The following is a 25,558-nucleotide window of genomic DNA, read 5'->3' as shown; positions in this document are numbered from 1 at the left end:
GGGTTTAGCGCGACCGCGCCGCGACCCAGTCGACGATCGTCTCCAGCGCGACGGGGGCGATCGTCTCCTCGATCTGCGCGTATTCGTCGGGTAGGCCGGTTCCGGCCGTCTGCATCAGGTGGTTGAGATCGGGCAGGACCACGATGTCGGCGTCAGGCGCGAGGCGGCGCAGGGCCTCGGCGCTCTGCTGCGCCGACACCTGCACGTCCTTGCCGCCATAGAGGGCCAGCATGGGCGCCTGGAAGGCCCTGAGGCTCTCGGCCGGATCGTGAGCCACGAACCAGCGGGTCCAGGGCAGGGCGACTTGGGTCGCTGTCTGATCGGCCGCTGCGGCCGGGACGGGGGTTTCCGCCAGGATCGCTCGGGCGGCCCGGGCTGCGGCCTCTCCGTCGTCGGCGTGTTGCGCCACCGCCTGCATGATCCGGGCCTGCAAGGCGGTGTTGGCCTCAACGATTTCGGCCGACAGCCCGCTCGCCTGCTGTATCCGGCGCAACTGTTCGGTCAGCACATCACCCCCCGGCACCGCCGGCCCGGCCAGCATCACGATCCAGGCCACGCGCGGATCGGCCTGGGCGACCATCGGCGCGATGGTCCCGCCCTCGCTGTGGCCGATCAGACCGATGCGGTCGGCGTCTATGTCGGCGCGCGCGGCCAGCCAGGCGAAGGAGGCCTCGGCGTCCTTGGCGAAATCGGCGGTGGTGACCCCATCCAGCGATCCCGTCGACTGGCCCGCGCCCCGGTCGTCGACGCGCAGCACGGCGATCCCGCGCCGGGTCAGGGAGTCGGCCAGCACCCAGAAGGGCTTGTGCCCGAACACGGTCTCGTCGCGATCCTGCTGGCCCGACCCGGTGATCAGAAGGGCGGCGGGGAAGGGGCCCTCGCCCTGCGGCAGGGTCAAGGTTCCGGCCAGACGCACGCCGGGCCCGGCGTCATAGGCGACCTGTTCCTCGCGATAGGGATAGGGCGGCTGGGGGTTCTGAGGCCGGTTCGGCGCGGCCGCCGTGTCCGCGACGGGTGCGGGCGCCGCGGCCGCCTCGCCCTTCGTCAGCACCAGCGGCAGGGTCATGCCGCCCTGGCTCAGCGCCCCGGTCAGGGTGCGGCCGTCACTGGACAGCCGGCCCTCGAAGGCGCCGCCGAAGGCTGGGACGGCGAAGCGCACCACCCCGTCGGTCAGGCTGGCCTGGGCCGGTATGCCGTTGGCGCCCTGGTCAGGGCTGTCGGCGAACGCCTTTCCGTCGGCCTCGACGCGAAAGACGATGCGGATCGACTGGCCGCCGACCGTCAACGGCCCTTCCCAGCGCCCGACCAGCTCCGGCGCTGGCGCAGCCTGGATCGCGGCGACGGCCGCCGTGGCGAGGATGAGGTTGGTGATCATGACGGCGGCCCCCTTTGCCCGCCCCACTATCGGCCGCCGAGCGACAATCGCAACCGTCGCGGGCCTTGATCGCGGCGCGCGCGGCCCGATCTACGAACCATGACCGCATTCTCCGTTCTCGACCTGTCGCCCATCGTAGAGGGCGGCGACGCCCGACGCGCCCTGCTGGAAACCACCGCCTACGCCCAGGCCGCCGAGCGGCTGGGCTTCGGCCGCTTCTGGCTGGCGGAGCATCACAACATGCCGGGCATCGCCTCGGCGGCCACGGCGGTGGTCCTGGCCCATGTGGCCAGCCAGACGTCCAGCATCCGCGTCGGCTCGGGCGGGGTCATGCTGCCCAACCACGCGCCGCTGGTGATCGCCGAGCAGTTCGGCACGCTGGAGGCTCTGCATCCCGGCCGCATCGATCTGGGTCTGGGCCGCGCGCCCGGCACCGACGGCGAGACGGCGTGCGCGCTGCGTCGCTATTTCGAGGCGGCGGACCAGTTTCCCCGCGACGTGCTGGAGCTTCAGGGCTTCCTGGCCGATCCGCAGCCGGGCCAGAGAGTCACGGCCTGGCCTGGCGCGGGGTCCAAGGTGCCGATCTGGCTCTTGGGGTCCAGCCTGTTCAGCGCCGAGCTGGCCGCGCGCCTGGGGCTGCCGTTCGCCTTCGCCAGCCATTTCGCGCCCGAGCTGCTGCTGCAGGCGCTGCGAGTCTATCGCGCCGAGTTCCGGCCCGGAGCACTGGACGCGCCCTATGCCATGGCCGCCTTCAACGTCTTTGCGGCGGACACGGACGCGGCGGCGCAGCGGATGTCGACCTCGATGCAGCAGGCCTTCGCCGCCGTCGTCACCGGCAAGCCCGGCCGGTTGAAGCCGGCGGTGGACGACATTACGGCCGTGCTGGATGCGCGCCAGATCGCGGCGGTCGAAAGCCGCCTGACCTACGCCGCCATCGGCGGCCGCGACACCGTGCGCGACCGACTGGCGGAGTTCATCGCCCTGACCGGCGTGGATGAAGTCATGGTCACCGGCATGATCCACGACCTGAACGACCGGGTCCGCAGCCTGGAGGTCACGGCCGAGGCGATGGCGGGGCTCTAGTCCCGGCCGACGCCCGGCTGGCCGAGAAAGGCCAGCAGCAGGGCGTTCACCTCGTCCGCGCGCTCCTGCTGGATCCAGTGGCCGGCGCCGGGCAGCACGGGCTGACCGCGCAGGTCCGTCAGCCAGTCCTTCAGCGACGCCTCGGCCGCGCCGGCGTAATGGCGCACGGGGTCGTTCTCGCCGACGATGAACAGGCTGGGCTGGCGGATGCGGGCGTCCTGCAAAAAGGCCGTCGCGGCCCAGTTGGCGTCCAGGTTGCGATACCAGTCGACCGGTCCCCGGAAGCCGCCGGCGGTGAAGGCGTCGACATATTCCTGGAAATGGGCTGCGCCCATCCACGGCGGCGGGGCGGCGCGGTCGGCGATGGAGTCCATCAGGCTGAGGCCCGGCGGAAGGAAGCCGGTCGAGCGGTCCGCGGCGTCAGTCGAACCGTCATAGGCCCAGAACATCTTTCGCAGGGTCGTCGCCGGATCGGCCTCCATCGGCGCATGGGCGTCGGGCGCCTGGAAGCGGCTGATGTAGAGGTCGCCCAGTCCGGCGCGCTTGGAGATCGCGGCCATGGCGGGTGTCGGCGGGCCGCTGGCGCGGCGCGGCTGGAACGGCACCGACAGGCCGGCGACGGCCCTGAACAGGTCCGGCCGCATCAGAGCGCAGTGCCAGGCGACCGGCGCGCCCCAGTCGTGGCCGATCACCACCGCGCGCTCTTCGCCCAGGGCACGGACCAGATCGACCATGTCTCCGACCAAGTTCAGCATGCCGTAGTCCGCCATGCGCTCGGGCTTGTCCGTGCCGCCATAGCCGCGCATGTCGGGCGCCACGACCCGATAGCCGGCCGCCGACAGGGCTTGAACCTGCGCTCGCCAGCTGATCGCCAGTTCGGGAAAGCCGTGGATCAGAAGGACCAGCGGGCCTTCGCCGGCCTCCAGGATCGCCTGGGTCAGGCCGTCAGTCTTGAGGGTGCGCATCTGGCTCATGGCTGCACCCTACAGCAAACGGTCGAAGCTCAAGGCATGGACGCGGTCGCGGCCCAGGGCGGCGGCCATCGGCGGATGTTCGAACAGGCCGGCGAAGGCGACGTCTCGCGCGTTCAGCCCGCCGGTGAAGGCGCCGAAGGCCGGCAGGATGGCGCGGCGTCCATCCGTCAGGAAGCAGGGCCTGCGCACGCTGCGGGCGTAGGCGGCCACGACGGCGCAAGGGTGCAGGTGGCCCGCGACTTCGCCCGGACGCAGGCCGGGGCGCGGCTCGTGCGTCAGCTCCAGCGCGCCGACAGTCATATCGCCCACGATCCGGCCAGGAAGGGCGTCCAGATCGGCGCCGAGCGCTTCACGGTCGTGATTGCCTTCCAGCCAGATCCAGTCGCGGCCCTCGGCCAGGACGGCCAGCAGGGCGCGTTCGTCCTCGCCCAGGCGCTGGATGGAAGTGCGGTCATGAAAGCTGTCGCCCAGCAGCACGACGCGCTCGGGCTTCAGCGTCGTCACCTCTTCGGCCAGCCGGGCCAGGGTCGCGCGGCTGTCGTAGGGCGGCAGCATCTGGCCCCGCCTGGCGAAGGCCGAGCCCTTCTCCAGGTGCAGGTCGGCGGCGATCAGGGTGCGGTGCTCGATCAGCCACAGGGCACCGGAACAGCGCAGCAGCGCGCGCTCGCCGTTCAGCCGCACGCTCAGCGAGCCGCAGTCGCGCCGCGCCGGCGACAGGGTTTCGCGAAGGGCCGCGTTCACGCCGGGGCCTCTTCGTCCAGAACCTCGGCGATCAGGGCCTCGGCGCTCTCGTCTAGGATCATTTCGGCGGCGTCGCCCGACACGCGCTCGCGTCCGATCTGGACCAGCACCGGCACCGAGAACGGCGAGGCGCGGGTCAGCGGTTCGTGTCGGATGTGGCCCTGGATGCGGCTCAGAAGCTGGCCCAGCCGCCCCACGTCCAGCAGGCCCGCAGCCGCGTCGGCCCGCGCGGTGCGCAGCAGCAGATGGTCGGGTTGGTGGCGGCGCAGCACGTCGTAGATCAGGTCCGTCGAAAAGGTCACCTGCCGCCCGGTCTTCTCGGCGCCGGGTTGGCGTCGCTCGATCAAGCCGGAGATGAGGGCGCAATTGCGGAAGGTGCGCTTCATCATGAAGCTTTCCTCCAGCCAGGCCTCCAGATCGTCGCCCAGGATGTCGGGCTCGAACAGCGCGTCCAGGTCGATCCGGTCCATCGGCCGGATCGACCAGATGGCCAGGGAATAGTCGGTCACGACAAAGCCCAGCGGCCCGGCGCCCATCCGGTCCAGCCGTCGGGTCAGCAGCATGCAAAGGGTGGTGTGGGCCAGATTGCCCTCGAACGGATAGGCCACCAGGAAATGGCGGCTGCCGCGCGGAAAGGTCTCGACCAGCATGGAGTCCGCCGTCGGAATGACCGAACGCGCCTCCTGCAGCTCCAACCATTCCTGCACGTCGCCGGGCAGCACGCGCCAGTGGTCGCGGTCGTGGATGATGTCGCGCACCCGACTGGCCAGGGAGGTCGACAGCGGGAACTTGGACCCGCCCCAGGACGGGATCTTGGGATCCTTGCCCTCGGCGTGGGTGACCAGGGCGTCTGTGCCCGTGATGCCTTGGAACGCCCAGACCTGGCCGGCGAAGATGAAGGTGTCGCCCGGCGTCAGCTGTTCGAAATACCACTCTTCGGCCTCGCCGACCTTGCGGCCGCCGATCAGCTGTTTGGCGCCGCCGCCCCGTCGGCTGGCGACGCGGACGTTCAGGGTGCCGGCCGCGACGATGGCGCCGACGTTCATGCGGTGGCGCTGGGCGACCTGAGCGTTGCGCGCCTTCCAGCGGCCGTTGCGGTCGCGCACGATGCGAGCGAACCGGTCATAGCTGCGCAGCGCATATCCGCCCGTCGCCACCAGATCGACCACCTCCTCGAACGCCTCATAGGACAGGGCGCGATAGGGGCCGGCGGTCGTCACCTCGGCGTGCAGGTCCTCCAGGCTGAAGGGCTCGGAGCAGGCGCAGCCCATGACGTGCTGCGCCAGCGTATCCAGGGTGCCGACGTGGATGGGCTCCCAGTCGAAGGCGTTCTCGGCCACCGCCTCGCGCGCGGCCTGGCACTCCAGCATCTCGAACCGGCTTGCGGGCACCATCAGGGCGCGGCTGGGTTCGTCCAGGCGGTGGTTGGCCCGGCCGATGCGCTGGACCAGGCGGCTGGAGCCCTTGGGCGCCGCCATCTGGATGACCAGGTCCACGTCGCCCCAGTCGATGCCCAGATCCAGCGTCGAGGTGCAGACCACCGCGCGCAGATCGCCGCGCGCCATGGCGGCCTCGACCTTGCGCCTCTGCTCGGCCGCCAGTGAACCGTGGTGCAGGGCGATGGGCAGATCATCGTCGTTGATCTCCCACAGCTGCTGAAACACGAACTCCGACTGCCAGCGGGTGTTGACGAAGATCAGGGCCAGCCGCGCGCTCTTGATGGCGTCATAGACCTCGGGGATGGCGTGGCGCCCGGTGTGGCCGGCCCAGGGCACCTGGCCCTGACTGACCAGCACGTCGATCACCGGCGGCGCGCCCGGATCGCCCTTGACGATCCGCACCGCCTCGTCGCCCAACCTCGAAGGGCTCAGCCAGTCCGCGATCAGCTGCGGATCGTCCACGGTCGCCGACAGGGCGACCCGCCGCATCCGCGGCGCGAACTGCTGCAGCCGCGCCAGCCCCAGGCTGAGCAGATCGCCGCGCTTGCCGCTCCAGATGGCGTGCACCTCGTCCAGCACGACGCACTTGAGGTCAGAGAAATAGGCGCGGGCGCCGTCCCAGGCGCAGAACAGCGCCAGCTGTTCGGGCGTGGTCAGGAGGATGTCGGGCGGACTTTCGCGCTGGCGCTGCTTCTTGGACTGTTTGGTGTCGCCGGTGCGGCTCTCGACGTGGATGTTCAGCCCGATCTCTCGGATGGGCGTCATCAGGTTGCGCTCGACGTCGGTGGTCAGGGCTTTGAGCGGCGACAGGTAGAGGGTGTGCACCCCCGACCCCGGCCCATGCTCGGGCCGCGGCCCCCGCTCGGCCAGTTCGATCAGGCTGGGCAGAAAGCCCGCCAGCGTCTTGCCGCCGCCCGTCGGCGCGACCAGCAGGGCGTGGTCGCCGCCCTCGGCCGCCTGGATCATCTCGAGCTGATGGCGTCGCGGCGCCCAACCGCGCGAGGCGAACCAGTCGTCGAACAGCGGCGGCAGGACCGCGCTGGGCAAGGTTGCGAGAGATTGGGCGACCGTCACATCCGGCTCATAGCATGTTCCCGTTCCGTTTCATCCGGTTCGACGCTATCTAGGGGCGGTGACCGACGACTCCCTCATTGAAACCCCCAAGGTCGCCGCGCGCTCCAACGCCGTCGCCGATCTGCCGCCCGCCCTGGCGACGCCGCCGGGCGCCGGGGCGGTGTGCGACGATCAGGGGGCGCGCAAGATCGGGCGCGGCGCCGCCGAGGGGCTGTTCACCGGCGGGCGGGTCATGGTCGCGCACGCCAGCCTGACGGCGCGTCGGCTGGGCCTGTCGCCGCCCGCGCGCTCCGATCAGATGATGGATGTGCTGGAGCTGTTCGCCTTCGTGCGGCCGGCGCGGTTCTGTGCGCCGTCGGCGGCGGGGCTGGCGCTGGCGTTGGGGCGGGCTGAGCCCAAGGGCGCGGAGGCGCAGGCGGTCGCACTGCGCGAGGCGGCGGGCGCGCTTCTGGCCGAGTTGTCCGAGCCCGCCTATCCGGGGCGCGAAGAGGCGCTGACCCTGGCTCTTACACTGGATCGCGCGGGCTGGGCCTGGGGCGCGCGCGTCGTGGCGGCGCTGGAGACCGGCGCGCGCGAGCGACGGCTTCGCGGCTCGGGCCTGGACGTCTGGTCGCGCCTGACCGAGTGGGAAGACGAGGCGCCGCGCGGCGAGGCGGGCTCGGCCCCCGTCGACAGCGAAAGCGCGCGCATCCGGCTGGAGAAGCTGCTTCAGGCCGGCGGGCTGGACGAGGCGCGGCCGACCCAGTCCGACTACGCCGCCGAGGCGGCCTACGCCTTTTCACCGCGCGACGAGGAAGGCCGGCCGCGCATGCTGCTGGCCGAAGCGGGCACGGGCACGGGCAAGACCTTGGGCTATCTGGCGCCCGCCAGCCTGTGGGCCGAGCGCAATCAAGGCGCGGCCTGGGTGTCGACCTACACCCGTGCCCTGCAACGCCAGATCGACCGCGAAAGCGCCAGCCTGTGGCCCGATCCGGCCGAGCGCAAGAAGAAGGCAGTCGTCCGCAAGGGGCGCGAAAACTACCTCTGCCTGCTGAACCTGCAGGAGATGGTTCAGGCGGCCCAGCTGGGCAACGGCGACCTGATCGGCCTGGCCCTGGCCAGCCGCTGGGCGCTGCATTCGCGCGACGGCGACATGACCGGGGGCGACTATCCCGGCTGGCTGCCCGGCCTGTTCGCCGCCCCACCGGCGCATCAGGCTTCGGCCGCCAATCTGGTGGACCGGAGGGGCGAGTGCGTGCACGCGGGCTGCCCGCACTATCGAATGTGCTTCGTCGAAAAGACGATCCGCGCCAGCCGCCGGGCCGATCTGGTGGTGGCAAACCACGCCCTGGTCATGACCCAGGCCGCCTTCGACGGCGCCCGCTCGGCGCGCGGTCAGAAGCAGGACGGCGAGACGGCGGCGCTGAAGCGGATCGTCTTCGACGAGGGCCACCATCTGTTCGACGCCGCCGACAGCGCCTTCTCAGCCTGCCTGTCCGGTCAGGAGGCGGCCGAGCTGCGCCGCTGGATTCGCGGGCCCGAAGGGCGCGGCCGACGCGGGCGCGGGCTGGAACAGCGGCTGGGCGACCTGTGCGCCGACAATGAAGCCGCCCGCACGGCCCTGACCGACGCCATCCGCGCCGCCGCCGCGTTCCCGGGCGAGGGCGTGTCGGGCCGCATCGCCCCGGCCTCGGGAGAGATCAATCCGGTCGGCCCGATCGAACAGTTCCTGGCCGCCGCGCTGGACCAGCTGCGCGCGCGAACCTCAGAAGCCTCGGGGCCTGGCGGGGCCGAGTTCGGCATGGAGTGCGCGCTTCGTCCGGTCACCGAGCCGGTGGTCGAGGCCGCCCGCGCCGCCGCCCGCGCCATCGCCGCCGTCGAGGCGCCTCTGCTGGCCCTGTCGCGGCACCTGGAGGATATTCTGGACGAAGAGGCGTCCGAGCTGGACGGCTCGGCCCGCGCCCGCATCGAGGGCGCGCTGCGGGGTCTGGACCGGCGTGCGCGCATGACCCTGCCGGGTTGGCGCTCCATGCTGGCGGCGCTGGAGGAGGCGTCGGATCAGCCCGACCCCGATTTCGTGGACTGGCTGTCGGCCGAGACGGCGTTCGGCCGCATCCACGACGTGGCCCTGCGCCGTCACTGGATCGATCCGACCGTGCCGCTGGAGGCGGCGGTGATCCTGCCGGCCCACGGCGTGCTGGTGACCTCGGCCACCCTGTCGGACCCGGCGGCCGAGGAGCCGTTCGACCTGGCGCGGATGCGCACCGGCGCGGCGCGGCTGATCCAGCCGGCGCGCACGCTGAAGGTCGAAAGCCCGTTCGATTACGAGGCCAACAGCCGCGTCATCGTCGTCAACGATCTGGTCAAGGACGACCCGCGCCAGACGGCGGCGGCGCTGCGCGAACTGTTCCTGGCGGCGGGCGGAGGCGGAGTGGGCCTGTTCACCGCCATCCGTCGGCTGAAGGCGGTCTATGAGCGGCTGGGGCCGGACCTGGCCCGGCACGGCCTGCCGCTCTACGCCCAGCACGTCGATCCGCTGGAGGTCGGCGCCCTGGTCGACATGTTCCGCGCCGAACAGGACAGCTGTCTGCTGGGCACCGATGCGGTGCGCGACGGCGTGGACGTGCCCGGCCGCTCGCTTCGCATCCTGGCCTTCGACCGCGTGCCGTGGCCGCGCCCTGACCTGCTGCACAAGGCCCGTCGCGAGCGTCTGGGCGGCAAGGGGTACGACGACGCCCTGGCCCGCGCCCGTATCGCCCAGGCCTTTGGCCGGCTGATCCGCCGCGCCGACGATCGGGGCGTCTTCGTCATGCTGGATGCGGCCGCCCCGACCCGACTGTTCGCCAGCCTGCCGCCCGGCGTCGAGGTGCAACGCATGGGCCTGGCCGAGGCGGTGGAGAGCGTGGGAGCGTTCCTGGCTCCCGACGTCAGTTCTCGAAGCTGATCTTGATGCTGTCCGCGCTGCGGTCTGCCGGACCGTGGAAGACGATCTCGATGTTGTTCCCGTCCGGGTCCAGAAGGAAGGCGGCGTAGTAGCCGGGGTGATAAGGCCTCAGACCCGGCGCACCGTTGTCCTGACCGCCTCCTTTCAGGCCAGCGGCATGGGCGGCCTGCACCATGGCCTCGTCGCGGGCTTGGAACGCCAGGTGGGTGCGGCCGGTCAGCAGACCCTGCGCGCCTTCGCTGTCGGCGGTCGAGACCACCAGTTCGTCGGCGCCGAACATGCCCTCGATCTCGAAATCGACCGGGACGCCCAGCACGCCCAGCACGGCGTCATAGAAGCGGCGGCTGGCGGTGAGGTCTTTCACCACCAGCTGAATGTGATCGACCAAGCGTCCGCGATGCAGGCTCTGCATTTCCATAGGGCTCTCCCTTTCGCCCATCGAACGAGCGGCCGTCGGGCGCGTTCCGACCCCGCCTGCTTCGACGCCGGGCGAATTGCGTTTATGGGAGCGCCATGTCCGACACTCCGCCCGCCCAGGCCCCCCGCCACAGCCGCAAAGGCCTGTATATTCCGCTGGGGATCTTCCTCGCCGTGCTGACAGCGTGGACCGCCTGGTGGTTCGTCCTGGCCCAGCAGGTGGAGGCGCGCGTGATGGCCCAGGCCGAGACGCTGGCTGACAGCGGCTGGGCCGTGGAGCACGCCGAGGTGCGGGTGACGGGCTGGCCGTTTCGGGCCCGGCTGGCGATCCCGCACGCGCGGCTGATCGCGCCGTCCGGCCATGGCGTCGCGGCGCCCCAACTGATCGCCGAGGCCAATGCCTACAATCCCACGCGCTGGGTCATCATAGCGCCCGAGGGACTTGTGCTGAGTCGGGGCGACAAGGGCGAGGTGGCCGTTCGCGGCGACGCCATCCGCATGAGCGTGTCGGGCCTGACGCAGCGCTGGCCCAATGTGGCGGTCGAAATGGTCAAGCCGGTCTTCACCGCCCACGCCGGCGCCGATGTGTTTCCCATCGGGGGCGCCGAGCGCATTGAACTGTATATGCGGCCGCATGTGATCGAGGGCCGCAACGCGCCCGGCGACGACGTGGATGTGCTGTTTCGCCTGATGGACGCCGAGGGGCGGCCCGACGGTCCGGTCAGCGGCCTGGCCCAAAACGGGCGGCTGACCGCCCAGTTGGAGGCGGTGGTCACCGACGCCTCTCGGCTGAGGGGCATGGATTCTGCCGGCGTCTTCAGCGCCTGGACCGAGGCCGGCGGCCATTTCACCGGCATCCGAGGCGAGGTCGAAGCCGGCGACAGCCGCACCACCGTGGCCAGCGACGACCTGCGCGCCGACGAGGAGGGCCGCCTGATCGGCCAGGTGACGCTGCGGGCCGAACAGCCGTCTGCGGCCATCGCCGGCCTGGCGGATTCGGCCACGGGGGCCGTCGACCGACCCGGCGCAGCGCGGGCGGCGGCGCAGACGCCGGGGGCGGGCGATCTTGTGCTGACCTTCCGCAACGGCCGGACCTTCCTGGGGCCGTTCACCCTGGCCCCTGCGCCGAAGTTGTTCTGATGCTGGTCGAACCGGAACGCGACGCGGAGCGCGCGCGACTGGACCGCGCCCTCGTTGAGGCCGTCCGGGCGCGGCTGGCGGCCGGTCGGGGCGGCGCGCCGGACGCCGAGGCCCTGGCGCTGCGCGAAGCGCTGATGGGAGCGACGCCAGCCGAGGCGGGGGCGGTGAAGGCCCTGCTGGGGCGGATGGGCCGGCGCACTGTGCTGACGGCGGGCGGCTTGTCGACGGCGCTGGCGGCGGACCGGTTCGGCTTCGCCGCCGTGCGGCCCACCGGCGATCCCGAAGCGGCGCTCTCAGCCCTGGCGCCGGGCGGATGCGCCCTGATCGACGTGGCGGCGGCCAAGCCCTGGTGGGGGCGGCTTCTGGCGCGCAACGACCTGTTCGTCATCGGCGCCCTGCCGGACGACCCGGCCGGTCGGCCCCGCGCCTTGATGGTCGCGACCGACGCGCCGGGGCCAACCGGCGACGATCGCACCTTCTGGATCACCGACAGCGCCTGGCCGGACGGCCAGATCGTCGAGGCCCTTTCGGCTGCGGGCCTCGCGGCCGAACCACTGGCGACGTCGGGCGGCTTGAAGCTGTTCATGCTGACGGGCTATGTGCAGGCCGAGGACGGGCGGCTGACGAATGCGCCCGGCGCACTGAGCGGCGTGATCGGCGCCGCGCCCCTGTTCTGAACAGCTTTCGGAAAACCTGAATGACCGACCTTCCCACGCCCAAGCCCGGCATCCTGGACATCGCGCCCTATGTCGGCGGCAAGTCGGCCATCGCCGGCGTGGCCGAGCCGATGAAGCTGTCGTCCAACGAGAACGCCCTGGGCGCCGGCGAGAAGGCGCGGGCGGCCTATGAGGCGGCGCTCAAGAACATTCACATCTATCCTGACGGCCGGGCCTCCAAGCTGCGCGACGCCGTGGCCGAAACCCATGGGCTGGAGCCCGAGCGGCTGATCTTCGGCAATGGCTCGGACGAGGTCTTCGCCCTGCTGAACCAGACCTATCTGCGGCCCGGCGACAACATCGTCACCGGCCAGTACGGCTTTCTGGCCTATCGAATCTCGGCCAAGGCCTGCGAGGCGGAGGTCCGTCTGGCCGACGAGCCCGAGTTCAAGGCGACGCCCGAGGCCCTGCTGTCACTGGTCGATGAGCGCACGCGCATCGTCTATGTCTCCAGCCCGTCGAACCCGACCGGCAGCTACAACACGCCCGACGAAATCCGCCGCCTGCACGAGGGCCTGCGCCCCGACATCCTGCTGGTGGTGGACGAGGCCTACGCCGAGTTCGTGACCGAGGCCGACTGGGAGACCAGCCTGCCGATGGCGCGCGACGCCGCCAACATCGTGGTGACGCGCACCTTCTCCAAGATCCACGGCCTGGGCGGCCTGCGCATCGGCTTTGGCTATGCGCCGCTGGCGGTGGCCGAGGCGGTGGACCGCATCCGCCTGCCGTTCAACGTTTCGGTGCCGGGTCTGGAGGCTGCGACGGCCGCCCTGGCCGACGAGGCGCACCAACAGGCGTCGCGCGATCTGGTCCAGACCTGGCGGCCGCGCCTGACCCAGGCCCTGCGCGGCTTCGGCTTCGAAGTGCTGCCGTCGGCCGGCAACTTCGTCATGGTGCGTTTCGGCACGCCCGAACGCGCCTCCGCCGCCAACGACTATCTGAACGCCAAGGGCATCATCGTGCGCCCGGTGGGCGGCTACGGCCTGCCGGAATCGCTGCGGATCACCATCGGCACCGAAGACCAGAACCGGGCCGTGATCGACGCCCTGAGCGAGTTCGCAGCGACCTGACGAGACGGAGGCATCAGCCCCCGAAGCGCCGCGCCACGAAGACGCCGGCGCGCACGGTGTCGTCATTCTGTGACAGCGGGCTGTCGGCGATGTCGCCCAGGCGGCGCTCGTAGCCGACCAGTCCGCCCACGGCCCAGCGCGGCGCGATCGGCGCCAGCAGGATCAGGTTGACGCCCGCGCCCTGCAGGCCGCCGTCCGGCGAATAGGCGGGAATGCCGTTGGCCGCCGCCTCGACCGCGCTGACGCCATAGTAAGCATTCGCCAGCTTGTCGTCGCCGCCCCGCACATAGACGGTGCCGGACAGCAGGCCAACCGGCGTCACGCGCTGATGGCCGATGGAGGCCTGGTACTCCGTCCCGTCGGTCTCGCCGGAGATGTCGCGGCTGACGCGGCCGCCGACAACGATGTTGCCGGGCAGGCGCTTGTAGGCATAGGCCGCCAGATCGCCGCCGAAGCCGGGACGGTCGATGTTCAGCCCCTCGATGTCGTCGGCGCCGAAGCGCGGGCGCAGTTGCACGCCGGCGCGGAAATCGTCCTGACTGACGACGTTCCAGCCCAGGCCCTCGATGGGGTTCAGATAGACCAGGTCGCGGTAGTTGATCATCGCACCCGGCAGGACCGTGGTCTTGGAGCCCGTGTCGCCGCTGGAATCCTTGCGGTACAGGGCGCCGACGCCGACATCGACGGTCCAGCCCTGGGGCGCGGGCGTCACGCGCTCGAACGGCTGGGTCTGGGCGAGGGCGGGCGAGGCCGCGGCGGTCATGAGGGCGGCGGCAACAAGAGCGCGAAGGCGCATGGGGAGGCTCCGACACGTCCGCGATGCGCGGACCGTCATCCCAAATGCGCGGGCCGGGTCTTTGGCTCCAGCAGGGCGTTCGAGGCCGTCTCGATGCGGCTTTCCAGCAACGCCATGAAGGGTGCTCGCTTCATCCCGGCCGGGATCGGGTCCAGGAACTCGAACGCAACCAGGCCAGGGTAGCGGCGGAAGCCGTGGGCTGGCCAAGATACGCCGGAGTTGGTGGCCACCGGCCAACAGGGGCCGTCGAGGTCGCGATAGATGGCGGCCACGCCGGGCTTGTAGTGGCCTGGCTGGCCGGGCGTCGTGCGCGTGCCCTCCGGGAAGATGATGATCTGACGGCCTTCGGACAGACGGTCGCGCGCTTGCCGGGCCATGTCCTTCAGCGCCTTGGCGTGGCCCGAGCGATCCACCGCGATCATCTTCGTCTTCCAGGCGAACCAGCCAAAGAAGGGCAGGGGCATCAGCTCCTTCTTCAGCACGAAACACGGATCGGGCAGGATGGCCAGCAGCGCCACCACGTCCAGCATGCCCTGATGTTTCGATGCGACCAGGGCCGGACCGGTCGGCAGGTGCTCAAGCCCACGCACCTCGACCCTGACGCCGGCGAAGATGCGCAGGCCCCACAGCACCGCCTTGGCCCACATCCGGACCACGCCCATCGCCTGGCGGTGCGGCATCAGAAGCGCGGGCGACAGGATGACAGCGTAGAGCGCCATCGAAAGATAGAGCCACAGGGTGAAGATCAGCGAGCGCAGGGTGGTCATTCGGAAGCCGCCTCCGTCGAAGCGGATGTCGCCGCGCGTTCGGGATGCACGCCGCGCAGTCGGTGCCCGGCTTCACGGCCCAGAACCGTCAGATACTTCATATACTCGAGCGTCATGCGCCGTGCGGTGACGGCGGCGCGCCACCACTCGCTGTCGTCCAGCGACGGCGTCGAGACGGCGTAGGGCGTGAGGCGAACGCCCGGCAATGCGCTGCGGATCTCCAGCAGGCTGCGCGGCATGTGATAGTCAGACGTCACCACGATCAGGCTGTCATAGCCCCGCCGCCGCGCCCAGGCTGCGATTTCGCGGGCGTTACCCACTGTGTCCTCCGCCTCGAAGCCCAGATCGACGCAGCAGTTGAACAGCTGGCTTGATCCCGGCGTCAGGGCGCGCAGTTCCTGGCGGCGGACCTCGCGGTTGACGCCCGAGATCAGGAGGCGGTCGCCCTTGCCTTGCTCCAGCAGCCGGATGGACGCGTTGACCCGCTCGGCCGAGGGGCCGGTCAGGGCGACGATGGCGTCCGCGCGCGCCGGCTCGTCTGCGGGCGACAGCCCGCGCACCCGATCGGCGAAGACGAATAGGCCGACCAGCCACATCAGGGCGACGATGCCGACCAGGGCGAGGAATTTCATGGATTTGCTCTAGCCGCGCGCGCGCCGGCCGCCAAGCGTCCAGCCGGGTCGGAGCGATACGCCGCCGCGTAGTTGTGCCAGCGCTGTCCAGCGGGCGGCGAGCACGGCGACCAGAGCGGCCAGGATCGGGCAGGGCAGCAGGATCAGCAGGTCGCCCCAGGCCAGCGGCAGAACGGGGCTGAGGCCGTCCGATCCGCCGACGAACCGCGCCATCACGATCATCAGGCCCGCGCCCGTCGCACCCGCCGCGCCCGCGCCGGCCGCCAACAGGCCGTAACGTCGCTGGAACAGGCCCGCGATGAAGCCGTCGGTGGCGCCGTGCAGGGACAGGGTCTCGATCGTCTGGCGCTGGGCGGCCAGGCCTGCGCGGGTGGCCCACGCGACGGCGCAGGCGGCCGCGAAGGCGGTCAGCAGAAAGGCTAGGCCCGACAGGGCGGCGATGGTCCCGGCCGACCGCTCGACCTCGCCGCGCCACAGCGAGTGATCGTCCACGCTGGCGTCCAGCCCCGCCTCGGCCAGCGCGCGGCTGAGGGTTGCGGCGCTGGCGGGATCCTCAGAGTCGAGCCGCACCACCACCAGACTGGGGATCGGCAGGTCGGGGAGGACGGCGTCGCCCAGCCAGGGCCGCAGCAGGGCCTCGGCCGCCTTGCGGTCGAGGGCCTCGGCCTCGGACACGCCGGTGACCCCCGATAGGGTCTCTGCGGCGCGAGCGGCGGCGACGGCGCCGGTCTCATTGACGCGCGGGCGCACCTGGACGGTGGCTTCGGCGCGCAGCCGGCCGCTCCATCCGAAGGCCGCCCGATCGGCCGCCGAGGCGCCGACGGCGGCTAGACACGACAGGGCGCACAGCACGGCGATGACCACGGCCAGCCACGGCTCGCCGGCGGCGTCGCGCGGCAGCAGGCCGGGGCGGGAGCCGGGCAGCATTCTGTTCACGCCGCGCCCTCCAGCCGGCCGTTGCTGAGGCGCAGCACCGTGGCGCCCGAGCGGTGGGCCAAGGCTTCGTCGTGGCTGGCGATCAGGACGGTGGCGCCCAGGCGGTTCAGGCTCTGGAACAGGTGCAGCAGCTTGTCGGCCATGGCGGCGTCGACGCTGCCGGTCGGCTCGTCGGCCAGGATCAGGCCGGGGCGGGTGATGACGGCGCGTGCGATGGCCAGGCGCTGCTTCTCGCCGCCGGACAGGGCCGGGGGCAGGGCGTGCATGCGCCGCCCAAGGCCGACCCAGCGCAGCATCTCCTCGACATCGGCGCCGTGATCGCGCGCGCGGCCGCCCGCCAGGCGCAGCGGCAGGGCGGCGTTGTCGAAGACCGACAGGTGGTCCAGCAGGCGGAAATCCTGGAAGATGACGCCCATCTGGCGGCGCAGATGCGGAATTCGGGCGCGCGGCGTCGACGTCACCTCTTCGCCGAAAAGGTGGATGCGGCCTTCGGTGGGGCGCTCGGCCAGGGTCAGCAGACGCAGCAGGGTCGACTTGCCCGCGCCCGATGGGCCGGTAAGGAAGTGGAAAGAGCCACGCTCCAGAATGAGGTTAACGCCCCGAAGCACGCCGGGCGCGTCCGCATAGCCGAAGCCCGCGTCCGTCAGTCGGACGGTGTCGGGCGCGGGGACGGGATCGGCGGCGCGGCGGGTCGAAGCGTTCATTGGGTTTCGGGAACGAGGCGTTCGCCTCGACAGGGGAGCGGCGCCGCAGGGCGCCTGAGAAGTGGGCGCATGATACTGACCTGCCCCGCCTGCGCCACCAGCTATTTCGTCCCCGACGACAGCGTGGGTGCGAACGGCCGCAAGGTCCGCTGTCAGTCGTGCGGCGAGGTGTGGAAGGCGGTCTCCGACGAGCCCCTTGAACTCACCGCCACAACCGCCGCGGCGAATGATTCGCCCGAATCAGCCGGGTTTGGTCGCCGCGACGAAGCGCCCGAACCCGAAACCCTGGCCGAGGCGGCTGCGCCGGAACTGCCGAAGGCCTTCCGCGCCCGCGCCGAGCAGCAGCGCCGCCTGCGCCGCGCCGCCGCGCACGGAGCCGTCTGGGCCGGTCTCACGGTGATTTTCCTGGGCCTGCTCGCCAGCGCATGGCTGTTCCGCGTCGAGGTGGTGACGATGTTCCCGCGCGCGGCCGAGGCCTATGCCATGGTCGGTGAGAAAGTGAACGTCGTCGGGCTGGATTTCGAAGCCGTAGGCGGCCGGCCCTCGCCCTATGACCCCGAGCGGGTGTTGGTCTCGGGCGCCGTGCGCAATGTGCGGGACAACGAGATCGTGGCCCCGCCGCTGCGCGTGGCCCTCCTGGACGAGCGGGGTGCTGAGATCAGCCACAGGATCATACGTCTGGACGGGCCGCCGGTGCTGCCCGGAGCCGTCCAGGGCTTCGCCGTCATGATCCCCGACCCGGGCGGTCGAGCCGCCGGGGTGGGCGTCGATTTCGCGGCCGACGCCGAGCCGGCTCCCATCGAACAGGCGGCGCGCCCCGCCCCAGCCGTGCGCCGCGCCTCGACCGCCGAGGAGGGCGGGCTGCGTCCAGCCTTGGTTATGGACGTTCATGCCCCGAGCGGTCTGACGCCGGTTCAAGCCACGCCGGCCCTCGACAGCACAGCGGTCCAGACGGTATCGCCGTCGGGTCATGGCTGATCCCGAACGCACCGTCCTTCTGCCTGAAGCCGAGATCGCCCGCATTGTCGACGATCTGGCGCGGCGCATCGCCCCCGTAACCGACGACGAAACAGTCGTCGCCGTCCTGCTGACCGGCGGGTTGTGGTTCGCCGCCGATCTGACGCGCGCCCTGTCGCGCCATGGCCGGAACGTCCGTTTCGACGCCTTGTGGTTGGCGTCCTACGGCGACGACAAGACCAGCCGAGGCAAGATCGAGGTGCGGTCCGGTTTCCAACGCCCGATCAAGGACCGGACGGTGCTGATTCTGGACGATGTGTTCGATACCGGCCTGTCGCTGGCGGAATCCGTGCGCATCGCGCGCGAGGCGGGCGCGGCGCGGGTGCTGACCTGCGTCTTGGCCCGCAAGCCCTGGCCCGAGGCCCGCGCCCCCGAACCCGACTTCGTCGGCTGGGAAGCGCCGAACCGCTTTCTGGTGGGTTACGGCCTGGACCACGCCGGCGGCCTTCGCGGCCTGCCGGACATCTGCGCTCTGGATTAGAGCGACATCGGTCAGTTGGACGCAGTCCAAGTCAACTCAGGTATTCGGTCTAGCGGCTGAACGCGACGACCATGTCGGGCGGAATGCGCGCGGGGCGAAGGGTGGCGGCGTCGACCAGGCACCACTCCGAAACGCCCTGCGCGCACAGACGGCCTTCGCCGTCCTCAATGCGGACATAGCGGTTGAAACGCGGGCCTTGGGGCGTGCCGACCCAGGTGCGGGCCACCACGCCCGTCGCGTCGGGCGCGATGCCGCGCAGGTAGTCGATCTCGTGACGCAGGGCGACCCAGGACCACTTCGTCCGCGTCGCCTCGGCGAAGCGCGCGTTCCAATGCTGCGTGCCGACCTGCTGCAGCCAGCCGACATAGACCACATTGTTGACGTGGCCGTTGTCGTCGATGTGCTCGGGCCGCACGTCCAGCGGAACCACGAAAACCTCGCGGTCGTCCGGCGGGGTCAGCTGAGTGCGGGCCATGGCGCGGCTCAGGCCTCGATCAGCTTAAGCTTCGCCAAGGGCCACGCCCTTTTCGGCCATCAGAGCCTGAAGCTCGCCGGCCTGGAACATCTCGCGCACGATGTCGGAGCCGCCGACGAACTCGCCCTTCACATACAACTGGGGAATGGTCGGCCAATCGGTGAAGCTCTTCACGCCTTCGCGCAGCGCCTCGTCCTGCAGCACGTCCACGCCGACGAAGGGCGCGCCGATGTGATCCAGGATCTGAACGGCCAGGGAGGAGAAGCCGCAGCGCGGCGCATCGGGCGTGCCCTTCATGAACAGCACGACGTCGTGCTCGGCGACCGTCTGGCCGATGAAGGCGTGGACGGGATCGGCGGGGGCTTGGTCGGTCATGAAGGCCTCTTTCTCGACCATCATCGCTTCGGATCGGATCGATCCGAATCCAGATAATGGTCCAAGCATCAATGCATCGAGCGAATATCTGAGTTGGCATGCGATCGCATTCCCGACCGATGTCGCTCGACGGCCGTCAGCTAGGAAGCCCAGTCCCTCCGGTCAAGGCGAAAGGCCCGATCAGGCCGCGGTGCGCGCCTTGCCGACCCGGGCCATTTCCACCTGAGCCGCCAGGCCGGGAGGCATGTCGCGCTCAGGCACGGCGGCCAGGCCATTGAGCCGCTCGGCGCGATCCGCCGCTATGATGATGCTGGCGATCGACGGTTCGGCCATGGCGTAGGCGAGGCAGATCTCCTCGGCTGTCCAGCCCGGCGTGCGGTGCAGGAAGGCGAAGGTGCCGGCGCCGGCCAGGGGGTCGTTCTTGGAACGGCCGCCGAAGCCGAACAGGCCGCGCTTCTTCTTGCCCTCGCTGGCCTCGAGCGCCTTCTTCTCGCTCGACAGGCTTTCGGGGAAATAGTCGTAGCCGAATATGGCCATGTCACGCTCACGCGCCGCGCGGATGCGCGAATGAATCCGCCAGTCGGAGTTGGCGTGGTAGGGCGTCGCCAGAATATCGAAGGCGCCAGTCGACACATAGGTGTCCATGACTTCGCCCTCGCCGGCGACGCCCAGCAACTGAACGCGGCCGGTCGCACGCAGGGCCTTGAGCGCGTTCAACGAGGACTGTGGCAGTTCATCCTCGCCCGGCTCCTCCAGCAGGGCCATGTCGATCCACCCCAGGCCCGAGACGTGCAGGGCGCGGTCTATCGCGGCGGTCATCCCTTCGGCCGAGAAGTCGCGTTGCGGCCCGCGCCGGCCGTCACTGCGGCCCAGCGTCAGGCTGACGCCCACCAGCTTTCGGTCCAGGTTGGACAGGGCTTGGCCCGCCACCTCCGCCAGAACCGGATTGGCGCTCTCCAGGCGATAGCTGTTTATGCCCGCCTCCAGCGCACAGTAGATCAGCTCGCGCGCTGCGGCGGGGCCTCGCGCCAGGGTGTGATCGCCCAGGCTGAGCGTCAGGTTCGAGACGGCGTTTCCGGAGGCGCCCAGCGGACGGTAGCGCATGTCAGTTCCCTTCCGTAGGGGCTGCGGTCTCCAGCGCCAGGGCGTGCAGCTCTCCACCCATCTGACCCTTCAGCGCCGCATAGACCTTCTGATGCTGGCGCACGCGGGGGAGGCCGGCGAAGGCCTCGGACACGATGCGGGCGCGATAGTGGTCGCCGTCCCCGGCCAGGTCGGTGATCTCGATCTCGGCGTCGGGAAAGGCCTCGACCAGGTGGGCGCGAAGCGTCTCGGCGGACATGGGCATGGGGCGGCTCGTCGAGGTGCGGCGAAGGTTCGCCCCAGCATGGGCCGTAAACCTTAACGCCCGGCTACGCCGTCACATGAGGCCCAGCTGCTTGAAGCTGGCCACCCCGTCGCGCCCGACGACCAGATGGTCGTGGATGGTGACGTTCAGGGGCCGTGCGGCCTCCACCACCTGTCTGGTCATGTCGACGTCGGCGCGGCTGGGCGTGGGATCGCCCGACGGGTGGTTGTGCACCAGGATCAGCGAACTGGCCGACAGCTCCAGCGCCCGGCGCACCACTTCGCGCGGATAGACCGGCGCATGATCGACCGTGCCGCGGTTCTGCACCTCGTCCAGGATCAGCTGGTTCTTGCGGTCCAGATACAGCACACGGAACTGCTCTCGCGGCTCGTGCTGAAGCGCGACGCGGACATAGGCCACCAGCGCGCTCCACGACGAGATCACCGGCCGCTTGGCCGCCGGCTCGCGCGCGATGCGCCGCGTGACGTCGAAGATCAGCTGCAGATCCAGCGCGATGGCGCGCGAGGCCTTGCCCCGCGCATAGCCCATCGACTGCGCCACCTGATCCTCGACCGCCTCGTGGCTGGCCGCGCCTATCCCCTCCAGCCCGCCGAAGCGCGCCAGCAGATCCTTGGCCAGGGGCTTGGTGTCCTTGTACGGCACGCTGCGGAACAGCAGCAGCTCCAGCAGCTCATAGTCGGGCAGGGCGTTCAGCCCCCCCTTGGCTGCCCGCTCGCGCAGTCGGTCGCGATGGCCGGAATGGCGGGGCGGCGTCCTGGGCGCGCTGTCCGTCAAATACCCCTCCCGCGCGGTCCTCGCGCACGCGAGAATCTGGTCCAATGCAACATTGCGTTGCGGATCGAACAGAGATCAAGGGGCGGGAATCAGTTCGGGCGGAATAGTCCCGCCGGCGAGGCGGTGAAGATTTCGATGCCGTCTTCGGTGACGCCGATGGTGTGCTCGCACTGGGCCGACAGGGATTTGTCGCGGGTGACCGCCGTCCAGCCGTCGGAGAGCACCTTCACCGCCGGCTTGCCCAGGTTCACCATCGGCTCGACGGTGAAGAACATGCCCGGCTTCAGCACCGCGCCCTCGCCGCGACGGCCGTAGTGCAGGACGTTGGGGCTGTCGTGGAACAGCCGGCCTATGCCGTGGCCGCAGAAGTCGCGCACCACCGACATCCGATGGCTCTCGACGTATTTCTGGATGGCGTAGCCAATGTCGCCGAAGGTGTTTCCGGGCTTCACCTGCTCAAGACCCAGGCGCAGGGATTCATAGGTCACGTCGACCAGCTTCTTGGCCCGCGCATTGATGTTTCCGACCGCATACATCCGGCTGGAATCGCCATGCCAGCCGTCGACGATGACGGTGTGGTCGATATTGACGATGTCGCCGTCCTTCAGGACGCGGTCGCCGGGAATGCCGTGGCAGACGACGTGGTTGATCGAGGTGCAGACGGTCTTCTCATAGCCCTTGTAGCCCAGGCAGGCGGGCAGGCCGCCGTTGTCCAGGGTGAACTCGCGCACCAGGTCGTCGATCTGGCCCGTGGTCACCCCCGGCTGGACGTGGGCGGCGATCATGTCCAGCGCCTCGGCCACCAGGCGGCCGGCGCGGCGCATGCCCTCGAAGCCCTCGGCGTCATGGACGCGGATGGCGTGCGAACGGGTGAAGGTCTCGGTGTCCAGGTCCTGGCTCTCGTACATATCGGCTCTCTGGGGGCGGCTTTCGGCGGGCGGCGAAGCCCCGTCAGATGGTATTTCTAGCACGGAAGCTCAACCCCGGCGACGCGGTCGCTGGACTAGGCTATCGGGTTTGGCATGTCTGCACCGCCCACCGCCGCCGTCTTGATCATCGGCGATGAGATCCTGTCCGGCCGGACGCAGGACACCAATCTGAGCACCCTGGCCCGCTTTCTTGGCGCGTTGGGGATCGACGTGCTGGAGGCCCGCGTCGTCGGCGACCGCGAGGGTCAGATCGTCGAGGCCCTGAACACCCTGCGCGCCGCCCACGACTATGTCTTCACCACCGGCGGCATCGGGCCGACCCATGACGACATCACCGCCGACTGCGTGGCCGAGGCCTTCGGTGTCGCCCTGCCGGAGCATTCCGAGGCCGTGGCCATCCTGGAGCGGCGATATGGCGACGACTTCAACGCCGCGCGGCGGCGCATGACGCGCATTCCGCAGGGCGGGACGCTGATCGCCAATTCGGTGACCGACGCGCCAGGCTTCCAGATCGGCAATGTCTTCGTCATGGCCGGCGTGCCCAAGATCATGCAGGCCATGCTCGAGGACGTGGCGCCGCGTCTGCGCACCGGCGCAGTGGTGCACGCCGTGACGCTGCGCGTATCGGGCGTGGGCGAGGGGGCGGTGGCGGACGTCCTGGGCCAAGCGGCTCGCGCGCGGCGCGACCTCAGCTTCGGCAGCTATCCGTTCGGCCACGGCTCGGTCGGCGAGATCGGGACTCAGCTGGTGGTGCGCGGACGCGACGCGCCGGCGGTGGAAGAGGCTGTGGCCGAGCTGACCGCCGCCCTGACGGCCCAGGGGATCAGCGTCAGCCGGCTATGAGCCCGGCAGGCGGTTGGTCTGACGCAGGGCCTCGAACAGGGCGATGCCGGCGCTGACCGACAGGTTCAGCGACCGCGCCTCGGGCCTCAAGGGAATCACCACCCGGGCGTCCGCCGCCTCGTGGACATGGTCGGGCGCGCCAGCATCCTCGCGGCCGAACAGCAGCACGTCGTCGGGCTGAAACACGAAATCGGGCAGCGACACGGCGCCGCGCGTCGTGAACAGCACCAGCCGCCCCGCGCCGCGATCGCGCTGGAAGGCGTCCCAGTCCGCATGGCGGCGCATATGGCTCAAGGGGCCGTAATCCAGCGCCGCGCGCTTCATCGCCCGGTCGTCGAAGGCGAAGCCGGTGGGTTCGATGACATTCAGCTCGACCCCGAAACAGGCGCTCAGACGGATGCAGGCGCCGACGTTCTGGGGAATGGCCGGTTGAAAAAGGGCGAGACGCATTCTAAGGCCCTCATACGCGCGGCCCGGGGGCTTGTCGCGGCCTAAATTGCGACTGTTTCGCAAGTGGCGTCAGCTGCTTGCATGGATGGGCGCGGCGCGGGCCGGGACGGTGCTCCAGCAAGGTCCGCAGATGTTTCGTGCCGTACCGGCAGGCGTCCTTTCCGACGCCTCCACGGCGTTGATGAGGTGAGACGTGGCCGAATCGGTCGTTCATCCTGAAGGCGAGGGGCCCGAAGCCACGCGCCGGGACTTCATTCATATCGCCGCAGGAGCCGCCGCCGTCGGCGCCGGCGTCATGGCCGCCTGGCCGCTGATCAATCAGATGAATCCGGCGGCCGACACCCTGGCCCTGGCGTCGATCGAATTCGACCTGACCAAGGTTCAGGAAGGCCAGCAGGTCGTACTGAAGTGGCAGGGCAAGCCGGTGTTCGTGCGCTACCGCACCGCCGCTGAGATTCAACGCGTGGTCGCCGAAGGCGCCGTCGGCAGCCCGCCGGAAACCGACGCCGCCCGCACCAAGCCGGGCCACGAGCCCTATCTGGTCGTGATCGGCTCCTGCACCCACCTGGGCTGCGTGCCCACCTTCAACGCCGGTGAATACGGCGGCTGGTTCTGCCCCTGCCACGGCTCGCACTACGACGCCTCGGGCCGCATCCGCAAAGGCCCCGCGCCGCTGAACCTGGTGGTTCCGACTTACGACTACGTCTCCGACACCCGCGTGCGGATCGGCTGAGGACGGACGCGAGACACATGAGCGATCACGAGAGCACCTACGTCCCCAAGACCGGCGTCGAGAAGTGGCTGGACAGCCGCCTTCCGATCGTCCGCTTCGGCGCCGACTACATGTCGCTGCCGACGCCCAAGAACCTGAACTACTGGTGGACCTTCGGCGGCATCCTGGCCCTGTGCCTGGTGACGCAGATCGTCACCGGCATCGTTCTGGCCATGCACTATGTGCCGCACGTCGACATGGCCTTCGCCTCGGTCGAGCGCATCATGCGCGACGTGAACGGCGGCTGGCTGATCCGCTACGTCCACGCCAACGGCGCGTCGATGTTCTTCATCGCGGTCTATCTGCACATGCTGCGGGGGCTGTACTACGGCTCCTACAAGGCGCCGCGCGAGATGATCTGGATCGTCGGCTGCCTGATCTTCTTCCTGATGATCGCCACCGCCTTCCTGGGCTACGTCCTGCCCTGGGGTCAGATGTCCTTCTGGGGCGCCGAGGTGATCACCAACCTGATCGGGGCGGTGCCCTTCGTCGGCGAGCCGATCCTGATCTGGCTGCGCGGCGGCCCGGCTATCGACAACGCCACGCTGAACCGCTTCTTCTCGCTGCACTATCTGCTGCCGTTCGTCATCGCCGGCTGCGTGGTGCTGCACCTGTGGGCCCTGCACCACGCCGGTCAGAACAACCCCGTCGGCATCCTGATCCCCAAGGATCGCGCCAAGAAGGACATGGTCCCGTTCCATCCGTACTTCACGGTCAAGGACGGCTTCGCGATCATCCTGTTCCTGATCCTGTTCGCGATCTTCGTCTTCTTCATGCCGAACGCCCTGGGCCACGCCGACAACTACATCCCGGCCAACCCGCTGCAGACGCCGGCGCACATCGTGCCCGAGTGGTACATGCTGCCCTTCTACGCGGTGCTGCGCGCGGTGCCGGACAAGTTCGGCGGCGTGGTCGCCATGTTCGCGGCGATCGGCGTGCTGTTCATCCTGCCCTGGCTGGATACGTCCAAGGTGCGCTCGATGCGCTACCGGCCGACGATGAAGACCTTCTTCATCATCTTCCTGTTCGTCTGCTTCGGCCTCGGCTGGTGCGGGGCCCAGCTGCCGGACGCCCCGGTGATCGGCAACTTCACCACCTTCACCCTGATCGACGGCGACCTGAACACCTATCTGTGGGCCACGCGCTTCCTGACGATCTACTACTTCGTCTTCTTCCTGATCATCATGCCGGTGGTCGGATTGAGGGAGAAACCGTTGCCGATCCCCGCGACCATCTCCGAGCCGGTCCTGCCGGGCTCCGACCCTGTCGCCGCCGAGAAGGTCTGA

The 25,558-nt window shown here is 70.0% G+C and carries 27 protein-coding genes; 10 read left to right on the top strand and 17 right to left on the bottom strand.

What is annotated here, in order from left to right; translation table 11 throughout:
• Window positions 1-4 precede the first annotated feature (4 nt).
• Window positions 5-1,375 (bottom strand): S9 family peptidase, encoded by a 1,371-nt coding sequence (locus E4M01_RS13970; protein WP_135065735.1) that lies wholly within the window; start codon window positions 1,373-1,375, stop codon window positions 5-7.
• Between the two features lie 99 nt (window positions 1,376-1,474).
• On the opposite strand from E4M01_RS13970, the gene E4M01_RS13965 reads away from it, so the two are divergent.
• Window positions 1,475-2,458, top strand: coding sequence for an LLM class flavin-dependent oxidoreductase (locus tag E4M01_RS13965; protein ID WP_135065732.1), 984 nt, complete (start codon window positions 1,475-1,477; stop codon window positions 2,456-2,458).
• On the opposite strand, the gene E4M01_RS13960 is transcribed toward E4M01_RS13965, so the two are convergent.
• From E4M01_RS13960 to E4M01_RS13950, 3 genes are read right to left on the bottom strand one after another with little or no spacing between them, the layout of a single operon-like run.
• A complete protein-coding gene (locus E4M01_RS13960) occupies window positions 2,455-3,432 on the bottom strand; it encodes an alpha/beta fold hydrolase (RefSeq protein ID WP_209316048.1) in 978 nt (325 codons plus the stop codon). The genes E4M01_RS13965 and E4M01_RS13960 overlap by 4 nt on opposite strands.
• A gap of 9 nt (window positions 3,433-3,441) precedes the next feature.
• Complete coding sequence (gene pdeM, locus E4M01_RS13955) at window positions 3,442-4,173, bottom strand: ligase-associated DNA damage response endonuclease PdeM (RefSeq protein WP_135065729.1); 732 nt, start codon at window positions 4,171-4,173, stop codon at window positions 3,442-3,444.
• Entirely contained in the window at window positions 4,170-6,686 is a 2,517-nt protein-coding gene (locus tag E4M01_RS13950) for a ligase-associated DNA damage response DEXH box helicase (RefSeq protein ID WP_256359959.1), read from the bottom strand. Before E4M01_RS13950 ends, pdeM begins: the two co-directional genes overlap by 4 nt.
• 232 nt (window positions 6,687-6,918) lie before the next feature.
• On the opposite strand from E4M01_RS13950, the gene E4M01_RS13945 reads away from it, so the two are divergent.
• Entirely contained in the window at window positions 6,919-9,609 is a 2,691-nt protein-coding gene (locus E4M01_RS13945) for an ATP-dependent DNA helicase (RefSeq protein WP_245158312.1), read from the top strand.
• Here E4M01_RS13945 and E4M01_RS13940 read toward each other — a convergent pair.
• The gene (locus tag E4M01_RS13940) at window positions 9,593-10,027 is read right to left on the bottom strand and encodes a VOC family protein (RefSeq protein WP_135065723.1); all 435 of its coding nucleotides are present in this window, start codon (window positions 10,025-10,027) and stop codon (window positions 9,593-9,595) included. The genes E4M01_RS13945 and E4M01_RS13940 overlap by 17 nt on opposite strands.
• A 95-nt stretch (window positions 10,028-10,122) precedes the next feature.
• Between E4M01_RS13940 and E4M01_RS13935 the strand changes: the two genes are divergently transcribed.
• The 3 genes from E4M01_RS13935 to hisC are packed head-to-tail and all read left to right on the top strand — an operon-like array spanning window position 10,123 to window position 12,952.
• The gene (locus tag E4M01_RS13935) at window positions 10,123-11,166 is read left to right on the top strand and encodes a DUF2125 domain-containing protein (protein ID WP_135065720.1); all 1,044 of its coding nucleotides are present in this window, start codon (window positions 10,123-10,125) and stop codon (window positions 11,164-11,166) included.
• A complete protein-coding gene (locus tag E4M01_RS13930; RefSeq protein ID WP_135065717.1) occupies window positions 11,166-11,843 on the top strand; it encodes a hypothetical protein in 678 nt (225 codons plus the stop codon). Before E4M01_RS13935 ends, E4M01_RS13930 begins: the two co-directional genes overlap by 1 nt.
• Window positions 11,844-11,863: 20 nt before the next feature.
• Window positions 11,864-12,952 (top strand): histidinol-phosphate transaminase, encoded by a 1,089-nt coding sequence (hisC, locus tag E4M01_RS13925; RefSeq protein WP_135065715.1) that lies wholly within the window; start codon window positions 11,864-11,866, stop codon window positions 12,950-12,952.
• A gap of 13 nt (window positions 12,953-12,965) precedes the next feature.
• On the opposite strand, the gene E4M01_RS13920 is transcribed toward hisC, so the two are convergent.
• From E4M01_RS13920 to E4M01_RS13900, 5 genes are read right to left on the bottom strand one after another with little or no spacing between them, the layout of a single operon-like run.
• Window positions 12,966-13,748: a MipA/OmpV family protein gene (locus E4M01_RS13920; RefSeq protein WP_135065713.1), complete on the bottom strand. Its 783-nt coding sequence runs from the start codon at window positions 13,746-13,748 to the stop codon at window positions 12,966-12,968.
• A 35-nt stretch (window positions 13,749-13,783) separates the two neighbouring features.
• The gene (locus E4M01_RS13915; RefSeq protein WP_135065711.1) at window positions 13,784-14,515 is read right to left on the bottom strand and encodes a 1-acyl-sn-glycerol-3-phosphate acyltransferase; all 732 of its coding nucleotides are present in this window, start codon (window positions 14,513-14,515) and stop codon (window positions 13,784-13,786) included.
• Window positions 14,512-15,147 (bottom strand): YdcF family protein, encoded by a 636-nt coding sequence (locus E4M01_RS13910; protein WP_135065710.1) that lies wholly within the window; start codon window positions 15,145-15,147, stop codon window positions 14,512-14,514. The genes E4M01_RS13915 and E4M01_RS13910 overlap by 4 nt, the downstream gene beginning before the upstream one ends.
• 9 nt (window positions 15,148-15,156) lie before the next feature.
• Window positions 15,157-16,074: an ABC transporter permease gene (locus E4M01_RS13905; protein WP_135065861.1), complete on the bottom strand. Its 918-nt coding sequence runs from the start codon at window positions 16,072-16,074 to the stop codon at window positions 15,157-15,159.
• Between the two features lie 5 nt (window positions 16,075-16,079).
• Window positions 16,080-16,787, bottom strand: a complete 708-nt coding sequence (locus tag E4M01_RS13900; protein WP_135065709.1) for a cell division ATP-binding protein FtsE — start codon at window positions 16,785-16,787, stop codon at window positions 16,080-16,082.
• A 69-nt stretch (window positions 16,788-16,856) separates the two neighbouring features.
• Here E4M01_RS13900 and E4M01_RS13895 point away from each other — a divergent pair, with 69 nt between their 5' ends.
• Both E4M01_RS13895 and E4M01_RS13890 read left to right on the top strand, forming a co-directional pair.
• Window positions 16,857-17,765 (top strand): MJ0042-type zinc finger domain-containing protein, encoded by a 909-nt coding sequence (locus E4M01_RS13895; RefSeq protein WP_135065708.1) that lies wholly within the window; start codon window positions 16,857-16,859, stop codon window positions 17,763-17,765.
• Window positions 17,758-18,285, top strand: coding sequence for a phosphoribosyltransferase (locus E4M01_RS13890; RefSeq protein WP_135065707.1), 528 nt, complete (start codon window positions 17,758-17,760; stop codon window positions 18,283-18,285). Before E4M01_RS13895 ends, E4M01_RS13890 begins: the two co-directional genes overlap by 8 nt.
• A gap of 49 nt (window positions 18,286-18,334) precedes the next feature.
• Here E4M01_RS13890 and E4M01_RS13885 read toward each other — a convergent pair whose 3' ends face one another.
• From E4M01_RS13885 to map, 6 genes are all read right to left on the bottom strand, one after another.
• Window positions 18,335-18,760, bottom strand: coding sequence for a thioesterase family protein (locus tag E4M01_RS13885; RefSeq protein WP_135065704.1), 426 nt, complete (start codon window positions 18,758-18,760; stop codon window positions 18,335-18,337).
• 24 nt (window positions 18,761-18,784) lie between these two features.
• Window positions 18,785-19,135, bottom strand: coding sequence for a Grx4 family monothiol glutaredoxin (gene grxD / locus E4M01_RS13880; RefSeq protein WP_135065701.1), 351 nt, complete (start codon window positions 19,133-19,135; stop codon window positions 18,785-18,787).
• 180 nt (window positions 19,136-19,315) lie between these two features.
• Window positions 19,316-20,239, bottom strand: coding sequence for an aldo/keto reductase (locus tag E4M01_RS13875; protein WP_135065698.1), 924 nt, complete (start codon window positions 20,237-20,239; stop codon window positions 19,316-19,318).
• Between the two features lies 1 nt (window position 20,240).
• A complete protein-coding gene (locus E4M01_RS13870; RefSeq protein ID WP_135065695.1) occupies window positions 20,241-20,483 on the bottom strand; it encodes a BolA family protein in 243 nt (80 codons plus the stop codon).
• Between the two features lie 72 nt (window positions 20,484-20,555).
• Window positions 20,556-21,278 (bottom strand): DNA repair protein RadC, encoded by a 723-nt coding sequence (radC, locus tag E4M01_RS13865; protein WP_135065692.1) that lies wholly within the window; start codon window positions 21,276-21,278, stop codon window positions 20,556-20,558.
• A gap of 89 nt (window positions 21,279-21,367) precedes the next feature.
• Window positions 21,368-22,186 carry a type I methionyl aminopeptidase gene (gene map, locus E4M01_RS13860; RefSeq protein ID WP_135065689.1) on the bottom strand — a complete coding sequence of 273 codons (819 nt, stop codon included), beginning with the start codon at window positions 22,184-22,186 and terminating at the stop codon, window positions 21,368-21,370.
• 114 nt (window positions 22,187-22,300) lie between these two features.
• Here map and E4M01_RS13855 point away from each other — a divergent pair, with 114 nt between their 5' ends.
• The gene (locus E4M01_RS13855) at window positions 22,301-23,050 is read left to right on the top strand and encodes a molybdopterin-binding protein (protein ID WP_135065686.1); all 750 of its coding nucleotides are present in this window, start codon (window positions 22,301-22,303) and stop codon (window positions 23,048-23,050) included.
• On the opposite strand, the gene E4M01_RS13850 is transcribed toward E4M01_RS13855, so the two are convergent.
• Entirely contained in the window at window positions 23,045-23,500 is a 456-nt protein-coding gene (locus tag E4M01_RS13850; RefSeq protein ID WP_135065683.1) for a tRNA (cytidine(34)-2'-O)-methyltransferase, read from the bottom strand. The genes E4M01_RS13855 and E4M01_RS13850 overlap by 6 nt on opposite strands.
• Window positions 23,501-23,693: 193 nt before the next feature.
• Between E4M01_RS13850 and petA the strand changes: the two genes are divergently transcribed.
• Both petA and E4M01_RS13840 read left to right on the top strand, forming a co-directional pair.
• The gene (petA, locus tag E4M01_RS13845; RefSeq protein WP_135065680.1) at window positions 23,694-24,233 is read left to right on the top strand and encodes a ubiquinol-cytochrome c reductase iron-sulfur subunit; all 540 of its coding nucleotides are present in this window, start codon (window positions 23,694-23,696) and stop codon (window positions 24,231-24,233) included.
• A gap of 17 nt (window positions 24,234-24,250) precedes the next feature.
• Window positions 24,251-25,558: a cytochrome b N-terminal domain-containing protein gene (locus E4M01_RS13840; RefSeq protein WP_135065677.1), complete on the top strand. Its 1,308-nt coding sequence runs from the start codon at window positions 24,251-24,253 to the stop codon at window positions 25,556-25,558.

Origin of the sequence: Brevundimonas sp. MF30-B (genome assembly GCF_004683885.1) — a bacterium.
In the GTDB taxonomy this organism is placed as follows: Bacteria; Pseudomonadota; Alphaproteobacteria; order Caulobacterales; family Caulobacteraceae; genus Brevundimonas.
This window is presented reverse-complemented; position numbering and strand designations above follow the sequence as displayed.